This window comes from Thalassolituus sp. LLYu03 (genome assembly GCF_050507655.1).
Taxonomy (GTDB): Bacteria; Pseudomonadota; Gammaproteobacteria; order Pseudomonadales; family Oceanobacteraceae; genus Venatoribacter.
Genome location: NZ_CP191496.1, coordinates 704,930 through 726,856, shown reverse-complemented (window position 1 = coordinate 726,856; position 21,927 = coordinate 704,930). Strand labels below are relative to the sequence as shown.

The following is a 21,927-nucleotide window of genomic DNA, read 5'->3' as shown; positions in this document are numbered from 1 at the left end:
CGGATTCTCAACCCACTGATACTTAACGGTTTTTTCATCCACTAACCTGACAAAACGCGCACACACGAATGCAAAACGCACCCGACTCGCCAGAGACCGGAAACAGACTGTTTGGATTGACAGTACGTCTTTACATTCGCTCGCCGGTACAGCAGCAGCCGCAAACAGCTACCGGATACCAACCACCTGCTACCAGCCGTTCTGAGCCCATTCGCCGGTCAACGGCGGTCATTAATAACAGAAAACTCAATCTGACTGACTAGGTAAGAAGTATTGGTTTTGCTTGGTGTATGTCCCCTCCCGCAGCCGCTATAATCGCCTTTTCCGTTCAGCACTGATTTCCCCATGAGTAAGAAGAAGCGCGATATCACGGTCTACGGTCTGCCGATCATTGAGACCCACTTTCACCTCGACTACCTGAAAGAAGGCAGCGCCGACGAGATTCTGGCCGCCGCCCGGGCGGTGGGCGTAGAGAAGTTTATGACCATCAGCGTAACGCCGGACAATATGCCGGTGGCGCTGAGTCTGGCCGAGCAGCATGACGACTTGTTCTGCACGCTAGGGGTTCACCCGCACGATGCGGCGCTGTTTACCGACGACGCTGAGGCGTATATCCGCACCCATGCCATTCACAACAAGGTGGTGGCCGTGGGCGAGATTGGTCTGGATTACTATTACGACCACTGCGACCGCGAGGTGCAGCGCAAGGTGTTTGCCCGTCAGCTGCAGCTGGCGGTAGAAAGTGAGCTGCCGGTGGTGATTCACACCCGCGAAGCCGACGAAGACACCATGGCGATGCTGCGCGAGTACGCGCCACAGATGAAACGCAAAGGCGTGGTGCACAGCTTTACCTCGGGTATGGAGCTGGCGCAGCTGGCGGTGGAGCTGGGGTTCTGTCTGGGCATTAACGGCATTGTGACCTTTAACAAGGCCGACAACGTGCGCGAAGTAGTCGCCGCCACGCCGCTGGCCAACCTGCTGCTGGAAACCGACGCGCCGTATTTAACGCCGATTCCGTTCCGCGGGGCGGAAAACGCGCCGAAATACCTGCCGTTTGTGGCCGAGAAAATCGCCGAGGTTAAAAACCTGCCGATTGCCGACGTGATTAAAGCCACGTATCAGAATTCGCTGCGCGAATTTTTCCAGGCCTCGAATTCATAACGGGCGGATTGTTGTGTTCGAGTGCCTGCCGCGCTGTGAGCTTTCCCAGTTAACCCTGACCGACGGCTTATGGCTGGCTGCGTTTGGCGTGTGCGTGTACGTGGCCTCACGCCAGTGGCAGCGCTGGGCGTTTTCACGCCATCACCACGCGCCGAATGATCTGCGCTGGCATCTGCCGCGTTTTATATACATCGCCTTTGTCACCATCATGCTGACATCGGTACCGGCTTATACCTTTCTCGGAGCCGACACCGGCTACTGGTATTCACGCACCTTGCTGTGGCCCACCATCGCCATTGCCTACGTGGCCTGGTTGCTGGTCGACGCCTCCGACCCTCGTAAGAAATAACGGAGTTTTTGTGGAACGCATTATTATTTCCGACCTGTCCTCGGCGGCTGAAGCGGAACACCTGATTGAACTGCTCGACGATTACGCCCGCAGCGACACCGGCGGCGGCGAAGGTCTGCCGGCTTACACCCAAGAGCATCTGGTAGCAGCCATTAAGGCGCGGCCGAACATGCACGTGATTCTGGCCTACATAAACGACGTACCGGCCGGCGTGGTGATTGCCATCGACAGCTTCTCGACCTTCAGCTGCAAACCGATTCTGAACATTCACGACGTCAGCGTACGCGCCCAGTTCCGTGGTAAAGGTCTGGCCGGCCGTATGATGACGGTTGCCGAAGACATCGCCCGCAGCAAAGGCTGCTGTAAGCTGACGCTGGAAGTGCTGGAAGGCAACGAACCGGCCAAGCGCGCTTACCGTGCGCTGGGTTACGACGGCTACGAGCTGGACCCGGCCATGGGCAAAGCCATGTTCTGGCAGAAGAAGCTCTGACGCCTCAGCGCCCGTAAAAAGGCTCCGCGTGCGGGGCCTTTTTTGTGTCCGGCGTTTAGAACCGCGCGTTTTCTGTTTAATACCGGCTTTCGCTGGTTCCTGTACGAGGCATTCCGGCGCCGCTGCCCGGCTCTCCGGCCAGCGCTTATGCCCTTGCTGAAACGCTTTCCTTACATAACTCAAGGGTATTGCGCACACTCCGACGTTTAATAGATTGATCTGAATCATCTTTTAAAATTCGATAGCTTTTGACTAATAACCGTATTGCCACAACCAATTCGGCAAAGGCGGTCTTCTCTCCTAATCTGAACTCCGTAGACAACAACAGGCTCACAACCATGTGAGCAACACGGCAGACAGACGAGGAATCCGACATGACTGACATTCGCCAAGGTAAATGCCCCGTAATGCACGGCGGCAGCACCAGCCAGGGCCACAGCGGCACCACCAATAAAGACTGGTGGCCGAATCAGCTGAACCTGGCCATCCTGCATCAGCACACCCCGGTTTCTAACCCACTGGGTGGTGACTTCAACTACGCCGAGGCTTTTAAGACCCTCGACCTGGCTGCTGTGAAAAAAGACCTGACCGCGCTGATGACCGACTCCAAAGACTGGTGGCCGGCCGACTACGGTCACTACGGCCCATTGATGATCCGCATGGCGTGGCACAGTGCCGGTACCTACCGCACCGGCGACGGTCGTGGCGGCGCCAGCACCGGCAACCAGCGTTTTGCCCCGCTCAACAGCTGGCCGGATAACGGCAATCTGGATAAAGCCCGTCGCCTGTTGTGGCCGATCAAACAGAAATACGGCAACAAACTCAGCTGGGCCGACCTGTTTATTCTGGCCGGTAACGTGGCGATGGAATCCATGGGCTTCAAAACCTTCGGTTTTGGTGGCGGCCGTGAAGACGTGTACGCGCCGGAAGAAGACGTGTACTGGGGTGCTGAAGAAGAGTGGCTGGCCACGTCCGATAAAGCGCACAGCCGTTACTCGGGCGAACGCGATCTGGAAAACCCGCTCGCAGCAGTACAGATGGGTCTTATCTATGTGAACCCGGAAGGCCCGGATGGTAAGCCAGACCCGATTGCGTCCGGCAAAGACATCCGCGAAACCTTCGCCCGTATGGGTATGAACGACGAAGAAACCGTAGCGCTCACCGCCGGTGGTCACACCTTTGGTAAAGCGCACGGTGCCGGCGATGCCAAACACGTTGGCCCGGAACCGGAAGCGGCGTCCATTGAAGAAATGGGCTTCGGCTGGATGAGTTCTTACAAAAGCGGCAAAGGCTCCGACACCATCACCAGTGGTATCGAAGGCGCGTGGACACCGAACCCAACCCAGTGGGATAACGGCTACTTCGACGTACTGTTCGGCTACGAGTGGGAACTGACCAAGAGCCCGGCCGGTGCACACCAGTGGCAGGCGAAAAATCTGGCCAAAGAAGATCATGCGCCAGATGCAGAAGACGCCGGCAAAGCCGTGGGCATTATGATGACCACCGCTGACATGGCGATGCGCGAAGACCCGATCTACCGCAAGATTTCTGAGCGCTTCCACAAAGACCCGGCTGCCTTTGCCGACGCTTTTGGCCGCGCCTGGTTCAAACTGACCCACCGCGACATGGGCCCTAAATCCCGTTATTTAGGTGCCGAAGTTCCGGCGGAAGACCTGATCTGGCAAGACCCGGTTCCGGCGGTTGATCACGAGCTGGTGAACGCTGCTGACGTAGCGGCTCTTAAGGCCAAAATTCTGGCCTCAGGCCTCAGTGTGCAGGAACTGGTGTACACCGCCTGGTCGTCTGCTGCGACGTTCCGCGGTTCCGACAAACGCGGCGGTGCCAACGGTGCACGCATTCGTCTGGCGCCACAGAAAGACTGGGAAGTGAACCAGCCAGCGCAACTGAACAAAGTGCTGGCCGTGTACGAAGGCATTAAGAAAGGCTTCGATAACGGCAATAAGAAGGTGTCCATCGCCGACCTGATCGTACTGGGTGGCGCGGCTGCCGTCGAAAAAGCCGCTGCCGACGCCGGCCATAAAGTGGAAGTGCCTTTCACTGCGGGCCGCACCGACGCAACACAGGCACAGACCGATGTGGAATCGTTCGCTGTGCTCAAGCCTGAAGCCGATGGTTTCCGCAATTACCGCCGCACCGCCTTCGCCGTCGCCGACGAAGAAATGCTGGTCGATAAAGCGCAGTTAATGGGCTTAAGCGCACCGGAAATGACCGTACTGGTCGGTGGTCTGCGTGTGATGGGCGCCAATTACGGCAACAGCAAACACGGCGTGTTTACCGACACCCCGGGCCAGCTGAACAACGCCTTCTTCGTGAATCTGGTGGACATGGATACCCAATGGAAACCAGCCAAAGAAGCCGACGTGTTCGAAGGCAAATGCCGTAAAACCGGCGCTGTGAAATGGACCGCCACCCGCGTTGATCTGGTGTTTGGTGCCAACTCACAACTGCGTGCGATTTCCGAAGTGTACGCACAGAACGACTCGAAAGAGCGCTTTGTGAAAGACTTCGTAAAAGCCTGGAATAAAGTGATGAACGCTGATCGTTTTGACGTGAAGCGATGAGTTGCTGAACCGTTAAATGCGGGAATGAAGAAATAAAGAACGCGGGGAAACCCGCGTTTTTTATTGGTTGTTTGGGAGCGATGACTGGGAGCGCGGGGCGTTAATTGCTCCTGCGTAACCGACATTGTCTTGATACGTCCATCTATCAACCCTTCGGGCAGCCTGCGGCTGAACTGAATAGCTCCCGATTATTCATCACACCACCCATGGCGATCGAAGCTTGCCGGCATTTCGGCCTAACGGCCGGTATTAATGCAAGGGGACGCCTCCCCTTGCGATCCCCTCTTACGGCGCTGCACCTTATTTCCGGTTTCCTCGTTATTTTCTTCCGGCACTCGCACACACGCCATCCCTGGCGTGATGTCCGCTCGTCCAGCATCCATGCTGGACGTCCGGGCAAATAACTTCGAAAACCGGCGGCGCAGCAAGCCGTGTTAAAAACATCAGGGACGCCAATGCGAATAATTATTCACCGTTCGTGCTGAGCGCACTGCCGTCGAAGTATGAACGGATCTGAGAGCCAGAGAGGTCCGCCGCGAAAGTAAGGTAATTCGCAATCACCAAGCCGTGTTAAAAAAATCAGGGACGCCAATGCGAACAATTATTCACCGTTCGTGCAGAGCGCACTGCCGTCGAAGTATGAACGGATCTGGGAGCCAGAGCGGTTCGCACCGAAAGTAAGGTAATTCGCAATCACCAAGCCGTGTTAAAAACATCAGGGACGTCAATGCGGGTAATTATTCCCCGTTCGTACTGAACGTGCAGCCGTCGGGCTATGAACGCATCTGTGAACGTGGGCCGTTCCCCGACGTGCTGACAAACCATACGTTAAATCTGAAAAATAAAATGCGCATGTCGGATTTATTCAATATCCATCCTTCGTAAGTCACTAAGGTGTAACTCCTGAAACGACATTACCAAGGAGTTACCACCATGACCCAACGTGCTGATTACATCGCGCTGGCCCCGAAGGCGATGCAGATACTGATGAGCCAGGAAGCTTATTTGCAGGCGCAATTCAGCGTTGCAGAAACGCTGTCAATTCCCCTGTGGGAACTGGTTAAACTGCGGGTGTCGCAGATTAATCAGTGTGCATTCTGTATTGATATGCACAGCCAGTCGGCGCTGAAGATGGGCGAAACCGCCGAGCGTCTGCTGGGCTTATCCGCATGGCGGGATATGCCGTTGTACAGCACCAGAGAAGCCGCAGCGCTGGCGTGGGCCGAACATCTGACCGCCGGTAACAGCGTGAGTGATGACATGTACGCTCAGGTCGTCGGCACCTTTGGTGAGCAGGGTCTGGTTGATCTGACCGTAGCCATTAATGCCATCAACAGCTGGAACCGCATTGCGAAAACCTTTAAACCCGAGGTAGGCAGTTATAAGCCCTGATCACAGCACCGCCACTGCGTTTGATTTTCAGCTGTCGCAACCGGCCGGACCGCTGAGCACTTGCGTGCAGGCCATCTGGTCGGCTCAGGTGGCTGCACACACGCACACGCCGGTGATTAAACGCCTGTATTCCGACGGCGGCAGTGGCCTGCTGCTGACTATGGGCGCGGCCGTCGATCTTGGCGGCCATCAGCTGACCCGCGGCGTTTATATTCTGCCGGTTAAAAAAATTGCCGATTCCATTTCCATGCCACCCGCCAGTTTGTTGTGTGGTATCCGCTTTCTGCCCGCCGTGGCGTTTGCCCTTACCGGCCAGCATTACCAACAACCTACGCGCCTTGGCGACGACAGTCCGTTTGAAGGTGAACAGCTGCTGTGGCAATTACAGTCACAAAACGACAACACCAGCCGCATCCGCCTGCTGTACGAATGGGCCACACGCCATTTACCAGCCGACGACACCCGCCCCCGCCCGTTATCGCAGGCATTAAACGGCATTCGTCAGCATCAGGAACTGGCGGCGCTGAATGAACTGACCTCCCTCAGCCAACGACAGCTGGAGCGTTTATTTCAGCACTGGCTGTCGATGAGCCCCAAGCAATACCAGCGCATCGTGCGCGTGCGCCACGCCATTCAGCAGCTGAAAGCGCCCAAACCGCACGCGGCCAGTCTGACGGACATTGCACACCACTGCGGCTTCAGCGACCAGGCGCACATGACGCGGGAATTCCGCGCCATTGCCCGCGTAACACCGGGAAAAATTGGCTGACGGAGCGGCCTTTTTACACACGATGTTATGGCTTGGTCAGCGGCAACAGGAATGTTAGTGTCTGGTTTCCACATTAACGGACAGCACGGGCATAACGCCCGTTTCATGGACGATGAAAGAACACTATCTTTGCTGTGCCTGCGCCAGAACCTTTCCACCCGATGATGCCATCGACGGCTACAACGCCGGATTTAAAAGCGGCTTTCTCTGCCCCTACTGCAAGGCCAACCTGACCGAACAGGGTCAATCGGATGATTTCTTGCACCTGAAATACGGCGTGCCCTATGCACTCTGTATGGTGCTGATATTTGGCGTCACCAATATGGAATGGATTGAGCTCCCGTTCACAGGCTCAGCAATGGTTGATTCCGTATTAAGTGGCTTGCTGCTTGCTCTGATTCCGACGCTGTTGTTCCTGATGGTGAACCGGAAGGCGCTGCGTGGCACGCGTACGCTGTTTACGCGGCGGGTGGATAACCGAGATTAATTTAAACGATGCGTACACCTGTAGACCATGAATCTCTGCAAGCGCTGGACAGGCAGCTCTATCAAACGGTGGGCCAGCTTGAGGCCATGTTTCCCGGGCGACACTTTACGCCCGACGGGCATATGGTCGGCAGTCTCGGCGAGTGTCTGGTGGCGGATGCCTTTGATCTGGAATTACTGACAGCCTCCAACAGGGGTTATGACGCCAGAAGCCGTGACGGCCGGGATGTTGAGATAAAAGCCACTCAGGCGAAATCCGTCGCCTTCCGCCATGAACCGGAACATGCCGTTGTAGTTAAGCTGAACAAAGATGGCACCTTTGAGGTGATTTACAACGGCCCGGGGAATTACATCTGGCAATGCTTTGCGGATAAACCGCTACCAAGTAATGGCCAGTATCCGATATCACTCGAAAAACTGCGCCAACTGGATCGGGAAGTTCCAGAGGCATTGCGCCTTCCGCGCGTGCGTTAACGCTACGGACCCGGGGCTGCGGCGCTTAGTCTCAGGCCTCATGGACAACAAGGCCGAGGGTGCGCTCCGCGCACCACACAGACGAGCCGCTTAAACGGCTGCGACCACCTTAATCTCAACTTTCCAGTCCGGGCTGGCCAGTTTAGCCTCTACCGTCGCACGGGCCGGAGCGCAACCCGGCGCCAGCCAGGCATCCCACACGTCGTTCATCGCTGCATAATCGTCGAGGCTGGTGAGGTAAATAGTGGCATCAATCAGCTTGCTCTTATCGCTGCCGACACGGGCCAGCAGGCGATCAATCTGCGCCAGTACATCGCGGGTCTGCTCGCGGGCATCCGCCGACTCCACTTCAGGCACCATGCCCGAACAGAACATCAGGCCGTTCACAATCACGGCTTCTGAATAGCGGGTGGCTGGGTCGATACGTTCGATGGTCATAGTACACTCCGGACTGTTAGGTCAGATCGGAGTGTATCAAACATGGAGGAGACAAAGACTATGCAGGAGGGGGTATAAATGGCCGCGCTTATCGTACTTGCCAGAGAAGCTCTTAGTCGGTTGTTTCGTTAGCAATCCGTTTTTAGTCAATGATCTGTACCGACCCGATGGCTAGCTTGGAGGGCAGCCCCACCCTACCGCTCGACGCGAACAGTCTCTGGAAATTCGTATTGGCGTCCCTGAGGGTTTTTAACACGGCTTGCTGATCCGCCGTTTTACGCCGTTACCAGATGAAGGGCATGGACTAATTTGACGGGATAAAATATGAACAGCCGCAGAAAAGAATCCGCTCGAAAAGCAAAAAAAGCCCGTCAGGTCTCCCCAACGGGCTTTTTTATTTCAGCGCATTAGATCAGGCGTAGAAAGATTTACCTTCTGCTTCCATCTCACGCACCATCGCCGGCACGCGATAGCGTTCGCCATTGGCGTCAGCCAGCGCATCGGCATTCACGATAAAATGCTCCAGCCCTTCGATGGTTTCTATAAAGGAAATGACACCACCGGTGTGCGGCGCAAAGCCCCAGCCGAAAATGGAACCGATATCGGTTTCATGCGCACGGGTAATCACGCCTTCGGCCACACAGTGCAGGGTTTCCACCGCCTGCGCGTACAGCAGACGCTGTTTCACATAGTCCACATCCGGCTGTTGTTCCGTTTGTGGGAAATGCTCCGCCAGCCCGCCCCACAGGGCTTTTTTGCTGTTGGCATCGGCCGGGTAATCGTAAAAACCGAGGTTGGCTTTTTTACCGATACGCTTGAGTTCGTGCACCATGTACTGCACCACAGAGTCGCCCGGGTGCGGCACGTAGGCATCGCCAAGGTCTTTCTGAGTCTGGCGGCCAATGCGGTCCATCAGTTCCAGCGAGACTTCGTCGCTTAACGCCAGCGGGCCAACCGGCATACCGGCCATTTTGCCGGCATTTTCGATCAGCGCCGGGCTGACGCCTTCTTTGAGCAGGGCCATACCTTCGAGTACGTAGGTTTTGAACACACGCGAGGTGTAGAAACCACGACTGTCGTTGACGGTAATCGGGGTTTTCTTCAGTTGCTGTACATAGTCCAGCGCCCAGGCCAGGGTCTGTTCGTTGGTCTTTTTACCGAGAATAATTTCCACCAGCGGCATTTTATCGACCGGTGAAAAGAAGTGCAGACCAATAAACTGCGCCGGACGCTGACTGGCCTCTGCCAGACCGGTAATTGGCAGCGTCGAGGTGTTGGAGGCGAAAATCGCGTCTTCACCAATCACGGCTTCGGCTTTGGCGGTCACGTCGGCTTTAATGGTGCGGTCTTCGAACACGGCTTCGATCACCAGTTCGCAGCCTTTCAGGTCATTAAAGTCGGTGGTCGCGGTAATGCGCGCCAGAGTGGCTTCGGCTTTGTCCGCCACCATTTTGCCGCGCGCGACGCGCTTTTTCAGCAGACCGTCGGAATAGGCTTTGCCTTTGTCGGCGGATTCCTGAGTGGTATCGAGCAGCACCACGTCCATACCGCTCATGGCTGAGGAATACGCAATGCCCGCGCCCATCATACCAGCGCCCAGAATACCGATTTTCTTAAACTGCTTTTTCTCGACGCCGGCAGGACGGTTTTTCAGTTTATTGGCATCCTGCAGGGCGACAAAGAAGGTGCGGATCATGGCTTTCGCCTGATCAGACAGCAGCAGTTCGGTGAAATAGCGGGCTTCAACATCCAGCGCCAGATCGATCGGCAGCTGACAGCCTTCGTACAGGGCCTGCAGAATGCGTTGCGGTGCTAAATAATTACCCATGGTTTTCTGGCGCAGCATGGCTTCTGCGCCCATAAATACCTGAGCCACTTTGGACGACTGTACTTCACCATTAGGTAATTTGAATTTCTTTTCATCCCACGGTTGCACGCAGGCCGTCGGGTTTGCCAGCAGCCATTGCTTGGCGGCACTGATCAGCTGATCGGCCGGCACCACGTCGTTGACCAGACCGGCGGCTTTGGCTTCTTTTGCTTTGGCCTGCGTCGCCTGCAGCAGCCACGGCATGGCCGCCTGAACGCCCAGCATGCGCGCCAGACGCTGCGTACCACCACCGCCCGGCAGCAGGCCCAGATTCACTTCCGGGAAGCCGAACACGGCTTTCGGATTATCGGCGGCAATGCGGTAATGACAGCCCAGTGCTACTTCCATACCGCCACCCAGCGCGGTGCCGTTCATGGCCGCCACAATGGGTTTACCGCCCTGCTCCATTTTGCGCAGGATATGATGCAGTGCACGCACAAACGCCATGATGGTAGCGGCGTCCTGTGGCATGGTCTGAATTTCTTTTAAATTGGCGCCGACCACAAAATCGGATTTACCGGATGTCAATACAATGCCTTTTACCGCATCGTTGGCCAGCAGTTCGTCCATGGCCTGACCCAGCGCCACCACCGCGCTTTGCGCCAGTGAATTCACCGGGCCATTCGGATCGTTCCAGGTAAGAACGGCAATGCCCTGAGCGTCGATATCGTGTGTGAAGATACTCATGTCGTTCTCCTTAAACGCGTTCGATGATGGTGGCCGTTCCCATACCACCACCAACGCACAAATTAATGAGTGCGGTATTTAAATCACGGCGCTCAAGTTCATCCAGCACAGTGCCTAAAATCATGGCGCCGGTGGCGCCCAGCGGGTGGCCCATCGCAATGGCGCCGCCGTTCACGTTGATTTTGCTGTGGTCGATGTTCATGTCTTTCATAAACAGCAGCACCACCGAGGCGAAGGCTTCGTTCAGTTCCCACAGGTCGATATCACTCGCTTGCAGGCCGGCATTTTTCAGCGCTTTGCGCGCCGATGGTGCCGGGCCGGTGAGCATAATGGTAGGTTCAGACCCCACGGATGCCGCCGAGCGGATGCGCGCACGCGGCTTAAGCCCCAGTGCCTGACCCATTTCTTTGGTGCCGATTAATACCGCGGCCGCGCCATCGACAATGCCCGAGGAATTGCCGGCATGGTGTACGTGGTTAATTCGCTCAACCTGCGGATAGACCTGCTGGGCGATGGCATCAAAGCCCATACCGCCGTGCATTTCGAACGACGGCTTCAGGGTGCCAAGGGATTCCAGGGTGGCTTCGGGACGCATCAGTTCGTCGTGCGCCAGCAGCGTCAGTCCCAGCAGATCTTTGACCGGCATAATGGAGTTTTTAAAGTAGCCGTTGTCCCAGGCGTGCTTGGCACGACGCTGCGACTCCACCGCGTAGGCGTCTACGTCGCTGCGCGAAAAGCCGTTCAGGGTGGCAATTAAATCCGCTGAAATACCTTGCGGCACGAAGGACAACTTATTAGTCACCGCCGGATCCGTGTAATACGCACCACCACCGGCGCCCATTGGCACGCGTGACATGCATTCCACACCGCCGCCGATGGTCATCTGTGCTTCACCGGCTTTTACCTTGGCGGCAGCCATGTTCACCGCTTCAAGGCCCGAGGCACAGAAGCGGCTGACCACTGTACCGGCACAGGTCTGGGCGTAATCGGCCATTAATACCGCGGTACGGGCAATATCAGCGCCCTGTTCCATCACAGGCTCCACACAACCCAGCACCACGTCGTCGATGGCGGATGTGTCGAGCTGGTGACGTTGTTGCAGATCGCGCAGCAGACCAGACATTAAATGCACCGGTGTCACTGTGTGCAGACTGCCATCCTTTTTACCTTTTCCGCGCGGGGTGCGGACGGCATCGAAAATATAGGCATCAGTCATTCTGAAACTCCTGAATTAAATGGTGCGCGAAATAATTTCTTTCATAATTTCCGACGTACCGGCGTAAATACGCTGTACGCGGGAGTCGGCCCAGGCGCGGGCAACCGGGTATTCCCACATGTAGCCGTAACCGCCGTGCAGCTGTACGCATTCGTCGATGATGCGGCACTGAGCTTCGGTGGCCCAGAGTTTCACCGAGGCCGCAGCGTCGATGCTGAGTTTGCCCTGACAGTGCAGCTCCAGACAGCGGTCAACGTAGCACTGGGTAACTTCCAGTTCGGTGCGGATTTCAGCGAGTTTAAAACGGGTATTCTGGAAGGCGGCCACCGGCTTACCGAAGGCTTTACGCTCTTTCACGTATTCCACGGTGGCGTTGTAACAGGCGCGTGCTGCGGCAGCACCAATGATGGCAACGGACAGACGTTCTTGTGCCAGTTCCTGCATCAGATAAATAAAGCCGCCGTTTTTCTGACCCAGCAGGTTTTCTTTCGGTACGCGGACGTTATCGAAGAACAGCTCGGAGGTGTCCTGCGCTTTCATACCGACTTTATTCAGGTTTTTACCACGGCTGAAACCGGCGCGGTCGGCTTCGACCAGAAACAGGCTAACGCCTTTGGCGGCGGCGCTGGTGTCGGTTTTACACACCACAATATAAAGATCGGCCAGCTGACCGTTGGTGATGAAGGTTTTGGAGCCATTAATAACGTAATGATCGCCGTCTTCCATGGCGGTGGTGCGTACACCGGCCAGGTCGGAACCCGTGCCCGGTTCGGTCATGGCGATGGCGGTAATGACTTCACCGGTGCACATTTTCGGCAGCCATTTCTGTTTCTGCTCTTCGCTGCCGTAATGCAGGATATACGGGGCCACGATGTCGGAGTGCAGAGAGAAACCCGGGCCTGAGGCAAAAATATAACCCTGCTCTTCAATGGCAATGGCGGAGTAGCGGAAATCCACACCCGAGCCGCCGTATTCCACCGGAATGTGGGTGCAGAGGATGCCGGCTTCACCGGCTTTGCGCCAGGCTTCACGCGAGATATGGCCCTGAGCTTCCCACTCTTCCCAGTGGGGCTGAATTTCGCGCTGCATGAATTTGCGCACGCTGTCGCGAAACATATCGTGTTCTTCGGTGTACACACTGCGAGGGATCATACGGATGTCTCCATGTTGTTTTTATGTTCAGACTGCTGAGAGGAACCGGCCTGACGGATAACGCCTGTGTCGAGCCATTGATGTAACTGTTGATCGGAAATATTGAGCGAGCGCAGCACGCTCAGGGTATGTGCGCCCTGCTCCGGGCCGGGCTGTGTGCTGACGGATTTTTCGACCGCCTGCTCACTGTTCTGGAAGGTAAACGGCGTGGCCGGGCAGCGCAGTTTGTGGCCCTGCGTGGTGGTTAATACCTGCACCATTTCACGCGCCAGTAATTGCGGGTGTTCAAACGCCTGCTGTGGCGTGAGCACCGGTGTCACGCAGCAATCGGTGCCGGCAAATACATCGCGCCAGTGGCTTTGGGGCTGACTGGCAAACAGCTCGGCCACCTCTGCACGCAGGGCGTCGGCTTTAGTGCCCATATCGTGATAACGGCTCAGCCATTCGGGTTTATTCAGCACCTCGCACACCTGTTGCCAGAATTTCTGCTCCAGTGCGCCCACCGCCATAAACTGGTTGTCGGCCGTGCGGTAAACGCCGTAGCACGGACGGGCACCGGTGAGCATGTCCTGTCCGCGTGGCAGGGCTTTGCCCATTAAATTCATCGCCGCCAGCGGAATCACGTTGTTGGCAAAGGCGCAGTCGGTCATGGAAATATCGAGGTAACTGCCGTGGCCGTGACGCAGGCAACCCACCACCGCCGCCAGAATGGCCATGGCGGCGCTGAGCGAACCGCCGGCCAGATCGGCAATCTGGAAATTGCTGAGCACGGGCGCGCCGTTGGCCTCGCCCACCTGATCAAGAATGCCGGCGGTGGCGCAGTAGTTCATGTCGTGGCCGGCTTTTTCGGCCCAGGGACCAGTCTGGCCATAACCCGAGATGGAACACATCACCAGTTTGGGATTCACGGCTTGCAGACGTTCGTAACTCAGACCGAGTTTTTTCATCACGCCGGGGCGGAAGCTTTCAAGCAGGATGTCGGCCTCGGCCACCAGCTTCAGCAACACCTGATGACCGTCCGGGTGCGTCAGGTCGAGACTGATGGATTCTTTGCCGCGGTTGAGAATATGAAACGCCGGGCTGGTGAAGCCTTTCGGCATGCCGAGGCTGCGGGTGTAATCGCCGGCGCCTGTGTCTTCGACCTTGATCACGCGCGCGCCCATGTCCTGCAGGTGCAACGAGCACATGGGCCCGGGCAGCAGACGCGACAGATCGAGCACCGTCATTCCGGCTAATGGCTGAGTCATGATGACCCCCGTTATTGTTGTTGTGGGGCGTAACCTTCAACGCTGTTTTTTCAAACTACCGGCGTGAGGGCGGTGGCGCAATGTGCGATCCGCTCAACAGAATTGACAGATTTGCACCAGAAGCAGCCAGAATGCTGACCACATATGCCAACCATTCTGACAGGCCGGCGGATGGCCTGATTCCGCAAAAACCACCAGCCACAACTGCGGTTCATACTTACGACGTATTTATGACTTGAAAGAGGCAATCCAACTAATGGACAGGACATTACGGGACAAAGGGCGGTTATACTTCTGTTGCTTTTACCGGCAACCGTCAACCGGTTTGCCGTCACTAACCGATGTCTGTCAGCCAGTGCTGACGACCACCCCGGAGTTCCCTTATGAAACTGAAAGACAAAGTTGTTGCCATTACCGGCGCAGGCCAGGGACTCGGCCGCGCGATGGCGGTACACCTTGCCAAAGAAGGTGCGCGCATCGCGGTTATCGACTTGAATCAGGAACACATGGATGAGACCAAACGTCAGGTAGAAGCCGCCGGCAGCAGTGCCCGCACCTACCTGTGCAACGTGGCCAATGAAGAACAGGTTGAACAGACCTTCGCGGCCATTGCCAGCGATATGGGCGGGCTGCACGGCCTGATCAACAACGCCGGTATTCTGCGCGACGGTCTGATGGTGAAAGCCAAAGACGGCGAAGTGAAAAAGATGACTCTGGCCCAGTGGCAGATGGTGATCGACGTGAACCTGACCGGTGTTTTCCTGTGTGGCCGTGAAGCGGCTGTGCAGATGATCAACGGCGGTGAAGGCGGCTGTATCATCAACATTTCGTCCATCGCCCGCGCCGGTAACTTCGGCCAGACCAACTACTCAGCCGCCAAAGCCGGTGTGGCCGCCATGGCCGTTACCTGGGCGAAAGAACTGGCACGCTACGGCATCCGCGCCAACGCCATTGCACCTGGTTTTATTGCCACAGAAATGACCGCCAGCATGCCACCGGAAGCGCTGGAAAAAATCTGTAAAGGCATTCCGGCCAACCGCATGGGTACGCCGGATGAAATTGCCGACGCAGCGGTTTTCCTGCTGGCGAACGACTATATGTCGGGCCGTATTGTTGAAGTGGACGGTGGTCTGCGTCTGTAAAATAACGCATTTCTCTGTTAAAAAAGGCGATTATACAATCGCCTTTTTTATTGCCGTGACACCATGAACTCAGACCCGAAAGAACGCCTGTACACGGCGCTGGCCGGCATTCCCGCCGGTCGGGTCATCACCTACGGCCAGCTGGCGGCTCAGGCCGGTTTTCCGCGCCGCGCCCGCTGGGTGGGACAGGTGCTCAATGCCTTGCCGGAAGACACGCAACTGCCGTGGCACCGGGTAATCAACGCGCAGGGAAAAATCAGCCAACCCACACCCCATAATCTGCGCCAGCGTGACCGTCTGGTCGCCGAAGGCATTGAAGTGTCGGCCAGTTTCCGGGTGGATCTGAACCGCTTTGGCTGGAACTAACCCCCCCACGCCTCCCGCACCGGCCCGTTCAGACAAGCCGATTCCCCCGTCAGCCACACGCCCCTGAAGCGCACATTCAATCAGCAACCATTTGATTTTATTGATCTTTTAACTGAATTCGGCCGACAAATGGTGGCGCACCGCGGTCAGCGGGCCAAAAAAGCAGAAACTGACGTACGTCTGCATCAGATGATGAAAAACATGTCGGCGGATCACCTGTTTTTTCGACGGCTGCTGGGCGACAGTGTAATCACGCAACACACCATGAATACCTATAACAACAGTCGCGGATACTCTCATGGCTACAGAATATTTTGACGTTCTCATCATCGGCGCCGGCCTTTCCGGCATCGGCTCGGCTTGTCACCTGAAGAAGCAATGCCCGAACAAAACCTTCGCCATCCTCGAAGGCCGTGACGCCATCGGCGGCACCTGGGACCTGTTCCGTTACCCGGGCATTCGTTCCGACTCTGACATGTTCACTCTGGGTTACGAGTTCAAACCCTGGACAAACAAGAAAGGCATCGCCGATGGCGCGGATATCCGTGACTACATCCGTGAAGCCGCGGCCGAACACAACGTGGTGCCGCACATCCGTTTCGGCCACAAAGTAAAAGCGTCCCGCTGGAACAGCGAACGTGCGCTGTGGACCATCGAAGCCGAACTGGCTGACGGCACCAAAAAAGAATACTGCGCCAACTACGTGATCAGCTGTACCGGTTACTACAGCTATGACGAAGGTTTCACTCCGGAATTTGCCGGCCGTGACGATTATAAAGGTCAGGTGATTCACCCTCAGTTCTGGCCAGAAGACCTGAATTACGCCGGTAAAAAAGTCGTGGTTATCGGCAGTGGTGCCACCGCCGTCACTCTGGTACCGGCCATGACCGATAAAGCCGCGCACATCACCATGCTGCAACGTTCACCGAGTTACGTGGTCAGCGTGCCACAGCAGGATCCTATGGTGGCTCTGCTGCGCAAAATCCTGCCGGAAAAATGGGCCTATAAAGTCATCCGTGGCCGCAACATTTCGCTGACGCTGGCGCTGTACAATTTCTGTAAGAAATTCCCGAATGCGGCGCGCAAACTGCTGCAATGGGGTGTGAAATCCCAGCTGCCGGGCAGTTACGATATGACGCACTTCACGCCGAAATACGCCCCATGGGATGAGCGTCTGTGTGCTGTGCCGGAAGGCGACATGTTCAAAGTGCTGAAACAAGGCAAAGCGTCTGTGGTCACCGACCATATCGACCGCTTTGTTGAAAACGGCATTTTGCTGAAATCCGGTAAAACACTGGAAGCCGACATCATCATCACCGCCACCGGTCTGAAAGTGCAGATGCTGGGCAAAATGGACGTCTCCCTGGACGGCAAGCCATTTGTTCCGAGCGAAAGCATGAGCTACCGCGGCGTGATGTTCGAAAATCTGCCGAACATGGCCATGGTATTCGGTTACACCAACTCGTCGTGGACTCTGAAAGCGGATCTGATCGGTAACTGGATCTGCCGTCTGCTGAACCACATGGACGACAAAGGTGTGCGTCAGGTAACGCCACGTTGCAACATCAGCAATATGAAGCGTGTGCCGTTCATCAACATGCAGTCCGGCTATATTGCGCGTATTAAAGATCAGCTGCCAACACAGGGCGACACCCGTCCGTGGAAGCTGTATCAGAACTACTTTATGGATATGACACTGCTGAAAATGGGCAGCATGGAAGACCCTGCACTGGAATACACCAGTCCTGTGGTGGGCTCTGCCAATGCCCGCGAAGCGGTATAAGTACAATGAATGCCGCCTGACTGCAGGCGGCCGCTGTTGCTTAACAGCCTGATTTCGTAACACTCCCCTTTCGATCTTTCCGATCCCTTTTGCGCCGCTTTGCGGCGCTTTTTTATGCCCGTAATTCAGGTTCTCTTTTGGTTTGCATCCGCGTCGTTACGCCGGAATTTACCGGCCCCTCACGATTGTCCGACAATGCAACGTCGGTACTCTGTAAAGACATTCCAATAAAAACCGCACGCCATCTGCACTGGAGTTCTGCCAGATTAAACCTTTCGTAAAGTCCGGGAGCACGCGTTTACCAGGTTTGACGAAACGGGTTTGATTCGCCGTAGCAAGGACTCCGTTCGGCACTGACAGCAACATAAAGCAACTGCATTGGCAGACGCTTTAAACCTGTGCCGTTCACTCGCCGAAAACACACCTATGCCAGGGCTGGCAGGTCTTCCGTACGTCAGGAATTTACAGGATCTGTCCGATGAAACTGGCCCGCCCGAACGCCTCCGTCTGCCGCACGCTGACGCTGCTGCTGATTGGTTATTCCGCCCTGATCAGCAGTGCCCATGCCGCTGTGCAGGGCATTGTTGAATTTCCGCTGAGCTACACCAGCCTGCTGACCTTTTCCCGCTCGCAGCTGCAGGCCCGGCTCTGCACCGACTGCAAAGCGTCGGTGATCAGCCTCAATTCGGCCAGCCAGTTTTACGAAAAAAACACGTCCATCGATTTCCAGCAGGCGACCGGGCTGTATGTCGCACGCCGCTATAAAACCCTGTCGTTGCTCATCGATACCCGCACCCAGACACTGGTGAAAATCCGCTTTGGAGAATTCAGTGAAAGCAGTGATTCCGACCTACTGACGCAGGAAAACCCATCATGAGCTACTCCCTGATGGCGACATTACGTCCGCTTATTCTGGCACCCTTGATGGCACTTCTTCCGGCTCTTCCGGCTCTTCTGGCGACGGGGTTTGCCTGCGCCGACGACACCGAAATCTATACCGGCAGCACCAACACCGCCGGTGACCCGAACGTCATTTTCCTGTTCGACACCTCAGGCAGTATGGGCGAGGAAGCGACCGGTGCCGATGGCGAAACCAGTACGCGTATTGAAGTCTCAAAAGACGCGGCAAAAACCATTATTTCCGGCCTGTCGAACATTAATATCGGCATCATGCAGTTCGACTACACCAAAACCAAAGTAGCGCCGGTCGAAGGTCAGCTGATTTACCGCAGTGAAAGTGATCAGTCGTCACTGGACCGCGAATACGGCGGTCTGGTGCTGGTGCCGGTGGCATCGATTAACGACGAAGAACAGGTCGATGATGTGGTCACCGCCATTTCAGGCCTTGTCGCCAAAGCCAATACGCCCTTGCTGGAAAGTTACGACGAGGCTGCGCGCTATATGCGTGGCGAAGACGTTAAATACGGCAAGCGCTGGGGCTATGTCACCTGCGAAAATAAAGAAACAGCGGTGGAATCCGAAACCACCACCACACGTACTCAGGTGTGCCTCAATTATTCGTCCACATCGTCCAGTGGCCCTGGTGGTGGTCCGGGTGGCGGCCCGGGCAGCAGCTACAGCTCATCGGCTCCGACGTGCAGCGAATACGGTTCTGCGTATGTGCAGCAGGGTAACGGTGCCTGGGTGCTGAAGAGCAATCAGTGTATTGCCTGGACGAATGTGACCAGCAGCTATTCCTGTTCGTCTTACGGTTATGTCGAAACCACCACCACGATCAACTCCGACGAAACCACCACCACATTTACCTGTTCAGCCACAACGACGGCGCAGGATTTTTATGTGAGCCGACCGGGCTCCTACGACGCCAGCACCGGCAAATACATTTCGCCGATTACCGATTCCTGCCAGACCAACCACATCATTGTCTTTACCGACGGTTCGTCGACCAAAGACAACGAAAGTGACGACCGTGTGCACAGTCTGTTGTCCGAACTGGACGCCAACGACTGGTCGTCACTGACCGGCATGAGCAGCAGCTGCACCACCGGCAGTTCTTCCAGCGAAAGCTGCCTAGAGGAAATGGCGTATTACCTGTATCACACCGACAACATGGACGATTCCGAACTGACATCGGACGACTCCACCGCCGAATCGCAGCAGAAAATCATCACGCACACCGTGGGTGGTTTTCTGGACGATAATTCCAACTCGCAGAAAATCCTGAACCGCATGGCCAGCTACGGCGGTGGTGTTGCCGTGACCGCCTCCGACTACGATTCGCTGGTCGAAGCCCTGCAGCAGGTATTTACCGAAATTTCGTCGTCATCCGGCACCTTTACCGCACCCGCGGTTGCGGTCAACGCGCTGAATCGTCTCGAACATTCGGACGAGCTTTATTACACAATATTCGAACCCTCCTCGACCATCGGCTGGGCGGGAAATCTCAAACGTTACCGCCTCGGCAGTGATGGCCAGGTGTACGATATGAACGGTAATAATGCCGTCGACAGTTCCACCGGCTATTTCAGTGATAACGCGCGCAGCTACTGGACACTGGACGCTGCGGCTCCGGATGGTGACAGCGTCGGCACGGGCGGTGCCGCCAGCCGTCTGACCGCCAGCCGCACGATTTATACCCATTTATCCACCAGCGCCGGCACACTGTCGACCACGCTCATTACCAAAAGCGGCAGCACGTACGCCGCCAATACGGGTATTACCCAGAGCCTGTTTGGTTCGTCCCTCGACAGCGACGACTTCCTCAGCATGCTGGAATGGGCATCCGGTCTGGATGTGAATTCAGACACGTCAGATACCCCACGCTACGAAATTGAAGACCCGCTGCACAGCCGCCCGGTGATCATCCACTATGGCGTGCTCGACGATGGCGAAAGCCTCGACAGCACCATTTATTTCGGCACCAATTCGGGCTACCTGCACGCCATCGATTCGAACGTAGACAATCCGCAGGAACGCTTTGCCTTTATTCCACAGGATCTGTTACCGAATATTTATTCGTACTACCAGAACGCCAACACACTGGGCAAAGTGTACGGTCTGGATGGTCCGGTCTCGTATTACACCGTCGATAACGCCAATTCCGGGACCGCGGATGTGCAATCGATTGTCGACAGCAATGACGAAGCCTACCTGTTCTTCGGTATGCGCCGCGGAGGACGTAATTACTACGCGTTGGATGTGTCCGACCGGGATAAACCGAAATTCATGTGGGAAATTCAGGGCGGCAGTGGCGACTTCGCCGAGCTGGGTCAGACCTGGTCGAAAATGATGCCGATTACGGTCAATCCGAAAGCGCTGGGCTTATCCGGAACCACCAATATCAAGGCGCTGGTCTTTGGTGGCGGCTATGACGAGGATGAAGACGAAACCTACGGAGCCTCGGGTGAACGCATTACCCACGATCAGGGTAACGCGGTCTTTATCGTCGATGCCCAGAGCGGCGAATTACTGTGGAAAGCCTCTAACTCTTCCTCCGCCGACCTGAAAGTAACCGGCATGACCAGCGGTATCGTCAGCGACATCACACCGGTCGATAATGACGGAGATGGTGATATCGATATTCTCTACGCTGCCGATCTGGGCGGCCGTCTCTGGCGTTTTGATTTATTTTCCGACGGCACGCAAAAAGCCACTGAACTGGCGGACCTGAACCTGGGAACAACCGCCGGTAACGTGCGCTTTTATACATCGCCGGATGTTTCTTACTCCACCAGTTCGGCCAAAGTCGGCCGTTACCAGATTGCGATCGGTTCCGGCTTCCGCGCCCATCCGCTGGATGGTTATGTGACGGACAATTTCTATGTTGTGAACGATTTTATGGTCAGTGAGGATGAAGACACCCTGAAAGACCTGCTGCCCGACTACGAAACGCTGGCGCGTTCGGATCTGGCCGATTATTCCAGCTATTCAACCGCCAGTACGGAAAAGAAAACCAATGGTGTGTATCTGACGCTGTACGATGACGAGGAAAAGGTGCTGAGCGATTCCATTACCGCCAGCAATACCGTGTATTTCACCTCGTATATTCCGGAAAATACCAGCAGCAGCGCAACCTCCTGTACCGCCAACGCGGGTACCGGACGGCTGTACAGCCTGACGCTGGATTCGGCCACCGAAGACGGGGTTACGCTGACCACAACCGAGCTTACTCAATCCGGGATTCCAGCGTCACCTGTGCTGGTGTTTCCACCGTCTGACAGCTCTGACAGTGACTCGGATACGACCGCTTCAGATGATGAAGCAGCCTGTACCTCTTCCAAAGCCATTCTTGTAGGCAGCGAATCCATCGCTCTGGACGGCTGTGTAAAACTGCAGAAAACCTACTGGAGAATACTATAGGGAGCT

The 21,927-nt window shown here is 56.0% G+C and carries 18 protein-coding genes; 13 read left to right on the top strand and 5 right to left on the bottom strand.

The genetic code is table 11. The features are described from left to right. The first annotated feature begins 345 nt into the window (after positions 1-345). The 8 genes from ACQUQU_RS03445 (at position 346) to ACQUQU_RS03410 (ending at position 7,703) form a co-directional block, all read left to right on the top strand. Positions 346-1,161: a TatD family hydrolase gene (locus tag ACQUQU_RS03445; protein ID WP_430461856.1), complete on the top strand. Its 816-nt coding sequence runs from the start codon at positions 346-348 to the stop codon at positions 1,159-1,161. A gap of 13 nt (positions 1,162-1,174) precedes the next feature. Next, complete coding sequence (locus ACQUQU_RS03440) at positions 1,175-1,510, top strand: hypothetical protein (RefSeq protein WP_430461855.1); 336 nt, start codon at positions 1,175-1,177, stop codon at positions 1,508-1,510. 10 nt (positions 1,511-1,520) lie between these two features. Further along, a complete protein-coding gene (locus ACQUQU_RS03435) occupies positions 1,521-2,000 on the top strand; it encodes a GNAT family N-acetyltransferase (protein WP_430461854.1) in 480 nt (159 codons plus the stop codon). Positions 2,001-2,374: 374 nt separating this feature from the next. After that, a complete protein-coding gene (gene katG, locus ACQUQU_RS03430; protein WP_430461853.1) occupies positions 2,375-4,582 on the top strand; it encodes a catalase/peroxidase HPI in 2,208 nt (735 codons plus the stop codon). A gap of 933 nt (positions 4,583-5,515) precedes the next feature. Then, a complete protein-coding gene (locus ACQUQU_RS03425) occupies positions 5,516-5,974 on the top strand; it encodes a carboxymuconolactone decarboxylase family protein (protein ID WP_430461852.1) in 459 nt (152 codons plus the stop codon). Positions 5,975-6,038: 64 nt separating this feature from the next. Then, a complete protein-coding gene (locus tag ACQUQU_RS03420) occupies positions 6,039-6,743 on the top strand; it encodes a helix-turn-helix domain-containing protein (RefSeq protein WP_430461851.1) in 705 nt (234 codons plus the stop codon). 112 nt (positions 6,744-6,855) lie between these two features. Then, positions 6,856-7,230, top strand: coding sequence for a hypothetical protein (locus tag ACQUQU_RS03415; protein ID WP_430461850.1), 375 nt, complete (start codon positions 6,856-6,858; stop codon positions 7,228-7,230). 8 nt (positions 7,231-7,238) lie between these two features. Continuing rightward, positions 7,239-7,703 (top strand): DUF6998 domain-containing protein, encoded by a 465-nt coding sequence (locus ACQUQU_RS03410; RefSeq protein ID WP_430461849.1) that lies wholly within the window; start codon positions 7,239-7,241, stop codon positions 7,701-7,703. 90 nt (positions 7,704-7,793) lie between these two features. Here the strand turns inward: ACQUQU_RS03410 and ACQUQU_RS03405 are convergent, their stop codons facing one another. The 5 genes from ACQUQU_RS03405 to ACQUQU_RS03385 all read right to left on the bottom strand — a co-directional run bounded on the left by ACQUQU_RS03405 (position 7,794) and on the right by ACQUQU_RS03385 (position 14,310). After that, on the bottom strand, positions 7,794-8,141 hold the full coding sequence (locus tag ACQUQU_RS03405; RefSeq protein ID WP_430461848.1) for a RidA family protein: 348 nt from the start codon (positions 8,139-8,141) through the stop codon (positions 7,794-7,796). A gap of 412 nt (positions 8,142-8,553) precedes the next feature. Then, complete coding sequence (locus ACQUQU_RS03400; RefSeq protein WP_430461847.1) at positions 8,554-10,695, bottom strand: 3-hydroxyacyl-CoA dehydrogenase NAD-binding domain-containing protein; 2,142 nt, start codon at positions 10,693-10,695, stop codon at positions 8,554-8,556. Between the two features lie 10 nt (positions 10,696-10,705). Then, positions 10,706-11,911, bottom strand: a complete 1,206-nt coding sequence (locus ACQUQU_RS03395; RefSeq protein WP_430461846.1) for an acetyl-CoA C-acetyltransferase — start codon at positions 11,909-11,911, stop codon at positions 10,706-10,708. 15 nt (positions 11,912-11,926) lie between these two features. Continuing rightward, positions 11,927-13,063: an acyl-CoA dehydrogenase family protein gene (locus ACQUQU_RS03390; RefSeq protein ID WP_430461845.1), complete on the bottom strand. Its 1,137-nt coding sequence runs from the start codon at positions 13,061-13,063 to the stop codon at positions 11,927-11,929. Then, positions 13,060-14,310, bottom strand: coding sequence for a CaiB/BaiF CoA transferase family protein (locus tag ACQUQU_RS03385; protein ID WP_430461844.1), 1,251 nt, complete (start codon positions 14,308-14,310; stop codon positions 13,060-13,062). The genes ACQUQU_RS03390 and ACQUQU_RS03385 overlap by 4 nt, the downstream gene beginning before the upstream one ends. 383 nt (positions 14,311-14,693) lie before the next feature. Here ACQUQU_RS03385 and ACQUQU_RS03380 point away from each other — a divergent pair, with 383 nt between their 5' ends. The 5 genes from ACQUQU_RS03380 (at position 14,694) to ACQUQU_RS03360 (ending at position 21,921) form a co-directional block, all read left to right on the top strand. Then, positions 14,694-15,452 carry an SDR family oxidoreductase gene (locus ACQUQU_RS03380; protein WP_430461843.1) on the top strand — a complete coding sequence of 253 codons (759 nt, stop codon included), beginning with the start codon at positions 14,694-14,696 and terminating at the stop codon, positions 15,450-15,452. A gap of 63 nt (positions 15,453-15,515) precedes the next feature. Further along, positions 15,516-15,818, top strand: coding sequence for an MGMT family protein (locus ACQUQU_RS03375; RefSeq protein ID WP_430461842.1), 303 nt, complete (start codon positions 15,516-15,518; stop codon positions 15,816-15,818). A 298-nt stretch (positions 15,819-16,116) separates the two neighbouring features. Further along, positions 16,117-17,601: a flavin-containing monooxygenase gene (locus tag ACQUQU_RS03370; RefSeq protein WP_430461841.1), complete on the top strand. Its 1,485-nt coding sequence runs from the start codon at positions 16,117-16,119 to the stop codon at positions 17,599-17,601. 478 nt (positions 17,602-18,079) lie between these two features. Then, positions 18,080-18,478: a hypothetical protein gene (locus ACQUQU_RS03365; protein WP_430461840.1), complete on the top strand. Its 399-nt coding sequence runs from the start codon at positions 18,080-18,082 to the stop codon at positions 18,476-18,478. Continuing rightward, positions 18,475-21,921, top strand: coding sequence for a PilC/PilY family type IV pilus protein (locus ACQUQU_RS03360; RefSeq protein WP_430461839.1), 3,447 nt, complete (start codon positions 18,475-18,477; stop codon positions 21,919-21,921). The genes ACQUQU_RS03365 and ACQUQU_RS03360 overlap by 4 nt, the downstream gene beginning before the upstream one ends. The last annotated feature ends 6 nt before the right edge of the window (positions 21,922-21,927 follow it).

Excerpts from the sequence above, each read along its gene's own strand:
- ACQUQU_RS03415 (WP_430461850.1), top strand. The coding sequence starts at position 6,856 with ATGAAAGAACACTATCTTTGCTGTGCCTGCGCCAGAACCTTTCCACCC.
- ACQUQU_RS03425 (WP_430461852.1), top strand. The coding sequence starts at position 5,516 with ATGACCCAACGTGCTGATTACATCGCGCTGGCCCCGAAGGCGATGCAG.
- ACQUQU_RS03410 (WP_430461849.1), top strand. The coding sequence starts at position 7,239 with ATGCGTACACCTGTAGACCATGAATCTCTGCAAGCGCTGGACAGGCAG.
- ACQUQU_RS03400 (WP_430461847.1), bottom strand. The coding sequence starts at position 10,695 with ATGAGTATCTTCACACACGATATCGACGCTCAGGGCATTGCCGTTCTT.
- ACQUQU_RS03375 (WP_430461842.1), top strand. The coding sequence starts at position 15,516 with ATGAACTCAGACCCGAAAGAACGCCTGTACACGGCGCTGGCCGGCATT.
- ACQUQU_RS03405 (WP_430461848.1), bottom strand. The coding sequence starts at position 8,141 with ATGACCATCGAACGTATCGACCCAGCCACCCGCTATTCAGAAGCCGTG.
- ACQUQU_RS03445 (WP_430461856.1), top strand. The coding sequence starts at position 346 with ATGAGTAAGAAGAAGCGCGATATCACGGTCTACGGTCTGCCGATCATT.
- ACQUQU_RS03390 (WP_430461845.1), bottom strand. The coding sequence starts at position 13,063 with ATGATCCCTCGCAGTGTGTACACCGAAGAACACGATATGTTTCGCGAC.
- ACQUQU_RS03395 (WP_430461846.1), bottom strand. The coding sequence starts at position 11,911 with ATGACTGATGCCTATATTTTCGATGCCGTCCGCACCCCGCGCGGAAAA.
- ACQUQU_RS03365 (WP_430461840.1), top strand. The coding sequence starts at position 18,080 with ATGAAACTGGCCCGCCCGAACGCCTCCGTCTGCCGCACGCTGACGCTG.
- ACQUQU_RS03360 (WP_430461839.1), top strand. The coding sequence starts at position 18,475 with ATGAGCTACTCCCTGATGGCGACATTACGTCCGCTTATTCTGGCACCC.
- katG (WP_430461853.1), top strand. The coding sequence starts at position 2,375 with ATGACTGACATTCGCCAAGGTAAATGCCCCGTAATGCACGGCGGCAGC.
- ACQUQU_RS03380 (WP_430461843.1), top strand. The coding sequence starts at position 14,694 with ATGAAACTGAAAGACAAAGTTGTTGCCATTACCGGCGCAGGCCAGGGA.
- ACQUQU_RS03370 (WP_430461841.1), top strand. The coding sequence starts at position 16,117 with ATGGCTACAGAATATTTTGACGTTCTCATCATCGGCGCCGGCCTTTCC.
- ACQUQU_RS03385 (WP_430461844.1), bottom strand. The coding sequence starts at position 14,310 with ATGACTCAGCCATTAGCCGGAATGACGGTGCTCGATCTGTCGCGTCTG.